Source organism: Ureibacillus aquaedulcis, from assembly GCF_030418165.1.
Taxonomy (GTDB): domain Bacteria; phylum Bacillota; class Bacilli; order Bacillales_A; family Planococcaceae; genus Ureibacillus; species Ureibacillus aquaedulcis.
The window spans coordinates 1-340 of sequence record NZ_JAUHTQ010000047.1 but is presented as its reverse complement, the minus strand read 5'-3'; the positions used below and the strand labels follow the sequence as shown (position 1 = coordinate 340).

The 340-nt window shown below is 49.1% G+C and carries 3 tRNA genes; all 3 read left to right on the top strand.

Annotated elements, in window-relative coordinates:
- Positions 1 to 13: 13 nt before the first annotated feature.
- The 3 genes from QYB95_RS19185 (at position 14) to QYB95_RS19175 (ending at position 274) form a co-directional block, all read left to right on the top strand.
- Positions 14 to 90 (top strand) — tRNA-Arg (locus QYB95_RS19185).
- Positions 91 to 95: 5 nt separating this feature from the next.
- Positions 96 to 172 (top strand) — tRNA-Pro (locus QYB95_RS19180).
- A gap of 26 nt (positions 173 to 198) precedes the next feature.
- Positions 199 to 274: transfer RNA gene (locus QYB95_RS19175), tRNA-Ala, on the top strand.
- The last annotated feature ends 66 nt before the right edge of the window (positions 275 to 340 follow it).

Below are 340 nucleotides of genomic sequence, written 5' to 3'. Positions count from 1 at the left end.
CCATTTAAAATATGCGCCCGTAGCTCAATTGGATAGAGCGTCTGACTACGGATCAGAAGGTTGTGGGTTCGACTCCTGCCGGGCGCGCCATATTGCGAGAAGTAGCTCAGCTTGGTAGAGCACTTGGTTTGGGACCAAGGGGTCGCAGGTTCGAATCCTGTCTTCTCGACCATTTAACTTTTAAATGAATACTATTTCGGGGCCTTAGCTCAGCTGGGAGAGCGCCTGCCTTGCACGCAGGAGGTCAGCGGTTCGATCCCGCTAGGCTCCACCATGAACCTTGAAAACTGAACAACAAAACGTTAATGAATACAGTTTCTTCTATTAAGTTAGGGAAACA